This window comes from Streptomyces sp. NPDC102283 (assembly GCF_044766265.1).
Taxonomy (GTDB): domain Bacteria; phylum Actinomycetota; class Actinomycetes; order Streptomycetales; family Streptomycetaceae; genus Streptomyces.
The window spans coordinates 106,968-114,617 of the sequence record NZ_JBIWLQ010000021.1 but is presented as its reverse complement, the minus strand read 5'-3'; the positions used below and the strand labels follow the sequence as shown (position 1 = coordinate 114,617).

Below are 7,650 nucleotides of genomic sequence, written 5' to 3'. Positions count from 1 at the left end.
CCTCCTGGAGCGGGGCGATCAAGCCCTGTGACCGCTGTTCGGCGACAGCACCGTGGCACAGGGGACGCACCGCGAACACCGACGGCGTTCCTCGAAGCCGAGTCCGGGCCCGAGTCCGGGGTCCCCCGTCGTCGCGCGTCGCCGTTCGACGCGTTTGTCCTGGCGCCCGCCCCACGGAAGTCCACTCCCAACCCTGCCCACCACCTCATGACTTGTGCGCGGCGGCCGCCGCGTACACAGAATCGCCCTGTGACAGGAGTTCACCATGCCGACCGAGACGCCCAGCGAGCCCTTGATCTTCAACCCGTTCACGCCGGATTTCATGGACGACCCCTATCCGCACTACGCGGAGCTGCGCAGGCACGTGCCGGTGCACGAGCATCCGGGTGGCTTCTGGATGTTGTCCCGCTACGAGGACGTGGCCGCACTGATGCGCTCCAAGCTCTCCGTCGAGCAGCGTCACGTCGCCCCGGGACCCTTCCGTGACGCGTACACGGAGGCCGGCGTGACGGACGAGCCGCGGCTGAAGGGCCTTGCCCTGCTGGACCGGGACGCGCCGCACCACACGCGGCTGCGCAAACTGGTCACCATGGCGTTCACCGCGCGCGCGGTCAACGCCATGGAAGGAGAGATACGTTCCCTCGTCGACGAGGCGCTCGACGGCATCGCCGCCGGCGGAGGGGGTGACCTGGTCGAGGCGCTCGCCTTCCCCCTGCCGTTCACCGTGATCTCGCGGATGCTCGGGATGCCGCCGACCGACACCGTGCGGATGCGCACGCTGACTCATACGCTGATGCGCTCGGTCGAGCCGACGACCGATCCCGAGGTGATGAGGGCCGTCGAGGCGGCAGACGCCGAGCTGTTCGGCATCGTCAGCGAAGCGGTCGCCTGGAAGCGGCACAACCTCGCCGACGACCAGCTCACGGCGCTCATCACGGCTGAGGACAACGGGGACGTACTCAGCCATGACGAACTGGTGGCCCAGGTGACCATGTTGTACGTCGCCGGCCACGAGACGACCGTGAACCTGATATCGGGTGGGGCCCTCGCGCTGCTGCGGAACCCCGAACAGCTGGAACTGCTGCGAGCCAAACCGGAACTCGAGCAGAACGCGGTCGAGGAACTGCTGCGCTACGACGCCCCCGTGCACAACAGCAGGCGCGTCACTCTGGAACCGTACGAAGTCGGAGGTTACGAGATACCGCCCGGTTCGTTCATCCTCGCCAACCTGGCCGGGGCCAACCGGGACGAGTCGTTCTTCGGCCCCGACGCGGAGGAGTTGCGGCTGGACCGGGAGAACGCACGCCGCCATGTGTCCTTCGGCGGGGGCATGCACCTGTGCCTGGGCGCGGCGCTGGCCCGCATCGAAGGCCGAGTGGCGATCGGTGAGCTGGTGCGGCGCTTCCCCGCACTGCGGCTGGCCGGCGACGTCGAGTGGAACGGCCTGCTCAGCCTGCGGGGGGCGGCCCGGCTGCCGATCGAGGTGTGAGCCTCGGGAGCAGGGGTGAACGGGTGCGAAGGGCCGTCATGGAGCCCTCGAATCCCTACCCCGATCAGTGAAGTGCGGGCAGCGAGAGTGACGAAGAACGGATCAGGGCAATGACGAGTGTTGATCACGGGACCGTGAACAGAATCGCCGATCTCCCGGTCGCCGAGCGGCGGGACGAGGCCTGGCGGAGGCTGAGCGCCCAGGGGGAGGTCGTGCCGATGGCGGACGGCCTCGCTCTGACCAGCCTTGCCGTAGTCAAAGCGGTGCTGAGGGAACCGAACCGCTTCTCCATCAAGAAGGTCTTCGATGCCGTGGAGACCGGCTATCCCCTCATTCCGTTGGCCTTCGACCCACCCGAGCAGACCAACTACCGCCGGATTCTGCAGCCGTTCTTCAGCCCGCGCCGGATCCGGCCGCTGGAGGAGTCGTTGCGCGCCCAGGCCATCGACCTCATCGAGGCGGTCAAGAGCCGCGGCAGCTGCGACTTCGTCGCCGACATCGCCGGCCCGTTCCCCGCACAGTCGCTGCTGACACTGCTGGGACTGCCGCTCGATGACCGGGACCGGTTCATCGGCTGGAAGGACGCCGCACTCGAACTGACCGCCGACGCCGCCGGTGAACTGCCCCTCACCACGGAGGAACGGGCCGCCAAGGTGGAGCAGACCATGGCCATGGGGGGCTACTTGACGGAGCTGATACGGACCCGGCGCAGCAGCCCGGACGACGACATTCTCAGCGAGATCCTGGCCATCGAGGGCAACGACCGGCTGTCCGACGACGAAGCGCTGGGTGTGTGCCTGATGCTCGTGCTGGCCGGCTTGGAGACCGTCACCGACGCCCTGAGCCTCGGTATGGAGCGGCTGGCCGCCTCCCCGGAGCGGTTCCAGGAGCTGGTGGACGATCCCTCTCTCGTTCCCGCCGCCGTCGAGGAGCTGCTGCGGCTCGACGCACCAGCCCCCTTCCTGCCTCGGATCACCACCGAGGACGTGGAGATCGGCGGCTGCCCCGTACCCGCCGGTACCCTGGTCAACGCCCACTTGAATACGGCGAACCGGGACGAAGCTTGTTGGCCGCGCGCCTACGAGATCGACTTCCACCGTCAGGAGAACCCGCACACGAGCTTCGGTCTCGGTGCGCACCGCTGCCTGGGTACGCACCTGGCGCGCCTGGAGATGCGGATCGTCCTGGAGGAATGGCACCGCCGCATCCCGCGGTACACCATCGCGGAGGGAACCGCGCACCGGGCCAAGCTGGTGCGTGCCAACCTCGGATTGGAGTCGTTGCGGCTCAGTTTCGGATGACGCGTCGTGTGAACCGCTGAGGAATCCCCGCTCACGCACCCATGGCACGCTTGCGGAAACGGCGGTGCCATGGGTGCGTGGGTCTTCACCCGGACTTGACCGGGGTGCTCAGCCTGCTGGACAGATCGGCGATGAGTTCCCGGGGGCGTTCGGCCAGATAGAAATGCCCGCCTTCAAAGGCCCGGAGGTCGAACTGGGTACGGGTCATGGAAGCCCACGAACTCATGGCCGGTCCGTCGACCCGCGGGTCCTCCGTCCCGTAATAGCCGACAAGAGGAGTGTCCAGTGCGGGGCTGTCGAGAGGAAGCGTGTACCGGCCGAGAAGTCGGTAATCAGCGCGAATCGGGGGGAGCAGCAGATTGCGCAGCTCGGGATGTTCGAAGAGTTGAGGAGCGGATCCCCCCATGTGCACCAGGTGAGCGATGAGTTCGTCATCACTGGTTTCGCGGGAAAGGATCTGCTCTTCTCGCCCTGGGCCCGGGCGGGAGGACACGAACAGAGCCGCGAGTGTCCGGCCGAACCCGGCCTCCAGGCGCAAGGCGACTTCGGTCGCCACGGAAGCGCCCATACTGTGACCGAAGAACGCCAGGGGAGCGTCGGCGAATGCGGAGCACGCCCGCGCGAGCGGCTCGGCCAGCTCCTCCATCGTGTCCACCAGAGGGTCGTTGTGCCGGTCCTCACGGCCTGGGTAGCGGACGGCCAGGAGCTCCACGTCGGCGGGCACATACTGCGGCCAGGTGCGGAAGAAGCTGGCCATACCGCCTGCATGGGGAAAGCACACGAGGCGAACACGTGGACTCGGGCACTCCCGCAGAATGCGGAACCACCGGTGACCCGGCCCGTCAGCTCTGCTGTACATGTCTGTTTCCTCCGAGTTCGCCGTCACCGCGCGCGAGGGGGAGACCCTCGGTCCGCGCTTTCGGGCAACAGTAACTCGTCCAAGAAGTAGGGGTGGGCCGTGCGGAGAATTATCAGATTCATGCCGAATTCTTCGACGAACGGTGAATGTGATCCGGTCGTCAAGCCCGGCCACGAAGGCGGGAGTCGGTGATCGACCGTGTATTACCCGCTGCCGTGAGAACCCGCGCCGTTTATGGTGACGCACTCGATAATGCACCTCTGCACCGGGAAGAAGCCGCTGCGGTGAGTAACGCGCTTCCCAAGCGGCGTGGCGAGTTCACGGCAGGGCGGGCCTGCTCCCGGGCGGCGCTCGCCGCGCTGAGCGGCGGGGAACCTCCTCCGATTCCGCGTGCCGAGGACGACCACGGGGCGCCCGTCTGGCCTGAGGGCATCGTGGGGAGCATCACGCACTGCGACGGTTATCGGGCCGCCGCCGTTGCGCGCAGCGCCGACATACTGGCGCTCGGCATCGACGCGGAACCTCATGGCGCGCTCCCCGAGGGTGTCCTCGACCTGGTTCACTCCACCGCGGCGGAACGTGCCGGGCTTCGGACGCTCACCCGGAAGGAACCCGCCATCCATTGGGACCGGCTCCTCTTCAGCGCCAAGGAGAGCATCTACAAGGCGTGGTTTCCCCACCATCATCGCGTGCTGGAATTCAAGGATGCCGAAGTCCGCTTCGTCCGCGATCAGTGGAGCTCCGATCGAGGCTTCTACTCCGCCAGGCTCTTCGTGCCCGGGCCCCTGCTGGCTCGGGGCATCGGCCCGGACATGTTCACCGGCCGGTGGATGGTCCGGAACGGTCTCGTCGTCACCGCCGTCGCGACCCCGGCCGGCGGGTCTTGACCGGCCGGCCGGGGACGCTGCTGCCGGCCGGGTCATGCCCGCCCGGCAGCAGTCGGTGATCACTTCTCGCGCAGCGGGACCGAGAGATGACTCGGGTCCGTGCCGGGCGAGGAGAAGGTCAGCTGCGCGCCGGTCGGGTTGTGCTCGATGTACAACGGATCGACGGTGTCGATCACCAGGGCGAGCCGGTGACCGGCCGGGACGTCGTAGGCCGTGGAGTACAGCTCCAGGTCGACGGTAAACGGCCGGCCCGGCGTCTGCCCGTGGAAGGTGTACGGAGCGTTGCTGACCAGTTTGCCGACGCCGAGCGGCCCCACGTCGTAGAGATACGCGACGAGGGTGCCGCTCGGCTTCGTGGCTGTGACCGTGGTGTGCAGCGCGGACGTGCCCCGGATCCGCTGCTCGGCGGCGTACCGCTCCGACTGCCACACGCTCGCGAAGGTGCGCGGCAGCAGGGGCACGGAGACCGTCGGCGGCAGCTTCAGGAACTGGTCCAGCGCGTTGGACAGGATCGCGATGCCGCCGTTGGCGCCCGAGTCGATGTTGGCCCACACCTTCTTGGTGCCGTCCAGCGGTATCCGGTTCTTCACCGCACCCACCGACTTCCAGTCCGGGTAGCCCTCGTACCCCTGGTCCGTACGGGACTTGAGCTGGACCGGCGGCTCGGAGTCGATGCCGTTGCGCTCGCCCCGGAGATAGCGGTCGAACCAGCGGCGGGTGCTCGTCCAGGTGTCGTTCGGCAGCCCGAGCAGACCGGTGGCCTCGGCGGTGGCGTGATCGCCGGGGCGGAACTCCAGCCGCTTCGGGCCGGTGAGCTTGTCGTAGAACGAGGCGTACTGGTTGGGCGGGAAGATGGTGTCGCCCCAGGCGTTGCCCATCATGATCGCCGCGCCGTTGGCGTTGATCCGGTCCAGATACGTTTCGGGGGAGCGCTTCTTCCCCCAGGCGATCATCTCCGGCTCCTTGTCCAGGTTGGAGCCGAGGAAGTCCCGCAGCGTCCGCGTCAGTTCGTCGCTCGGGCGGCCGGTGACCAGGCCCGCGCCGCCCAGCAGAGCGGCGGCCTGGAGGTGCTGGGTGCGTCCGCTGTAGATCGAGTCGATCAGATCGGCCCAGCCGCTGAGCGCGGCCACCGCCTTGATCCGCGGATCGTGCCCGGCCGCCAGCAGGCTGATGCCCGCCCCGTAGGAGACGCCGCCCATGCCGACGCGGTCCGGGTCGGCGGAGGTGTGCTCCAGCGCCCAGTCGATGACGGCGGAGGCGTCCGCGATGTCCGGCGGGCCCGCCACCTCGATCTTCCCGCCCGAGAGCCAGAATCCGCGCGAGGTGTAACTCACCACGACGTAACCGGAGTCGGCGAGCTTCTGGGCCTGGGCCAGGTACTCGATCTGCGGCATGGCCCAGCTCGTCGGGAAGACGATCAGTGGATGCTTCGTTCCGGCCGCCGCCCCGGCGGGCGTGAAGACGTTCCCCTTGAGGGTGATGCCTCCGGAGCCGGGGATGTCGTGGAACGTCAGGCCCTGGGCGGTCGTGCCCGCGGGCACGGTGCCGGGGGCCGCCGCCGCGGCCGGGGCGGCGCCGAGCGCGGCCCCGGCGAGCAGGACGGCGGCGGTGGTGATCGAAGCGGTGGTGCGCAGTGCCGGTTTCGGACGTGCCACGGGTCACTCCTCACGCGTGTCAGTGCAAAGTGACCCGACGGTAACCCTGGTTGTTTACCTCTGGTAACTACCGGGTGCGTTGCGTGAAGGTAACGATTGTTGGACATGGTGTCAGTAGTGCTCCGGGACCGGAGCGGGCGCCACTGGCGTGTTCTGGTCCCGGAACGGGGCGCTACCGGGTCACCTCAGGGCGCTCTTCGCCGCCCAGTCCTCCCACGAGAGGTTCCACGCGCCGTACCCGTTGCCCTCGGCGACCGTGCCCTTGGCCTGCGCGCCGGTCATCTCGAACGGGTCGCCCACCCGCACCTGTCCGTACAGGGCCGCGGCGTCCGCGTCGCTCATCCCGACGCAGCCCGAACTCCGGTTGGCCTGGCCGAAATAGCCCGTGTTCCACGGGGCCGCGTGCACGTACATCCCGGACCACGTCAGCCGCATCGAGTAGTCGACCATCTTGTCGTAGGCGTCGCCCAGGCCCACCGTCTCGGAGCGCATGTTGATCGTGCCCTCCTTCGACATCAGCACCGCCGTGCCCCGCCAGGATGCCTTCTCGCCGCCCGGGGTGCCCGCCGACATCGGGATGTCCAGCACCTGCTTCCCGTTCCGGTGCAGTGCGAGCCGGGACCGGTCCAGGTCGACCTTGACCACCTGGGCCGCGCCGATCGTGAACGTCGTCGTGTAGTCGCGGACGAACCAGCCGCCGGCCGCACCCGTGTCGACCCCGTTCAGCTGTGCGTCCAGGGTGACCTTCGTGCCGGGCTTCCAGTACTCCTCGGGCCGCCAGTCGACGCGGTCCTTGCCCGAGTAGTCCTGGAGCCAGCCCCAGGAGCCCTCGGTGTCGTTGGACGTGGAGACCTTCAGGGCCTTCTCGACGGCCGCCTTGTTCTTCACGGGGTGGTCGAAGACGACGGACAGCGGCTGGGCGATGCCCACGGTCGTGTTCTTGCCCGGGGCGAGGGAGAGCTTGTTCACCTTCTCGGCCTCGGCGGTGGCGAACGCGGCCCGGTCGCTGCCACCGTCCGTGTCCTTGGCCTCGACCGTGTACGCGGTGCCGGGCGCGGCGACCCGATCGGATGTCCAGGTCCGGCCGTCGGCGGATATTTTCCCGCCCAGCGCGCGGTCCTTGCCCGCCGTCACCGACACCGTCTTCAGCTTTCCGTGAGCCAGCGCCACCTTCACCGGTCCGCCCGGAGCCGCCGCCCTGCCCTCGAGGTTCACCGAGACGCTGGTGTCGGGCGCCTTGTCGTCCCCGCCCACCTCGGCGGAGCCCGAGGGGTCGCCCGCGCACGCGGTGAGCGCGGCGGCGAGCAGGGCCGCGGGCCCGGTCAGGGCGAGCCGGGCCCTCCGACCGGCCGGGGTGGAACGGGGGATGCGCGGACGTGCGGAACTCAACGGAAAAACCTCCAGGGCAGGTGTGCTCACCAGAGGAGAGGCATTTCCCTCATGTCGGGTTCCTTCCTTT

Annotated in this window: 6 protein-coding genes; 3 read left to right on the top strand and 3 right to left on the bottom strand. The window is 68.5% G+C overall.

All coding sequences use genetic code 11. The annotated features are described in order from the left end of the window. Window positions 1-265: 265 nt before the first annotated feature. Window positions 266-1,489 (top strand): cytochrome P450, encoded by a 1,224-nt coding sequence (locus ACIRJT_RS32160; protein WP_403916190.1) that lies wholly within the window; start codon window positions 266-268, stop codon window positions 1,487-1,489. 110 nt (window positions 1,490-1,599) lie between these two features. After that, complete coding sequence (locus ACIRJT_RS32155; protein WP_403916188.1) at window positions 1,600-2,790, top strand: cytochrome P450; 1,191 nt, start codon at window positions 1,600-1,602, stop codon at window positions 2,788-2,790. A gap of 85 nt (window positions 2,791-2,875) precedes the next feature. Here the strand turns inward: ACIRJT_RS32155 and ACIRJT_RS32150 are convergent, their stop codons facing one another. Then, on the bottom strand, window positions 2,876-3,649 hold the full coding sequence (locus tag ACIRJT_RS32150) for a thioesterase II family protein (RefSeq protein ID WP_403916185.1): 774 nt from the start codon (window positions 3,647-3,649) through the stop codon (window positions 2,876-2,878). A 188-nt stretch (window positions 3,650-3,837) separates the two neighbouring features. Between ACIRJT_RS32150 and ACIRJT_RS32145 the strand changes: the two genes are divergently transcribed. Then, window positions 3,838-4,536 carry a 4'-phosphopantetheinyl transferase gene (locus ACIRJT_RS32145; protein ID WP_403916183.1) on the top strand — a complete coding sequence of 233 codons (699 nt, stop codon included), beginning with the start codon at window positions 3,838-3,840 and terminating at the stop codon, window positions 4,534-4,536. Window positions 4,537-4,595: 59 nt separating this feature from the next. On the opposite strand, the gene ACIRJT_RS32140 is transcribed toward ACIRJT_RS32145, so the two are convergent. Both ACIRJT_RS32140 and ACIRJT_RS32135 read right to left on the bottom strand, forming a co-directional pair. Continuing rightward, window positions 4,596-6,191, bottom strand: coding sequence for a CocE/NonD family hydrolase (locus ACIRJT_RS32140; RefSeq protein WP_403916180.1), 1,596 nt, complete (start codon window positions 6,189-6,191; stop codon window positions 4,596-4,598). A 180-nt stretch (window positions 6,192-6,371) separates the two neighbouring features. After that, window positions 6,372-7,580 (bottom strand): Ig-like domain-containing protein, encoded by a 1,209-nt coding sequence (locus ACIRJT_RS32135; RefSeq protein WP_403916177.1) that lies wholly within the window; start codon window positions 7,578-7,580, stop codon window positions 6,372-6,374. Window positions 7,581-7,650: the final 70 nt, after the last annotated feature.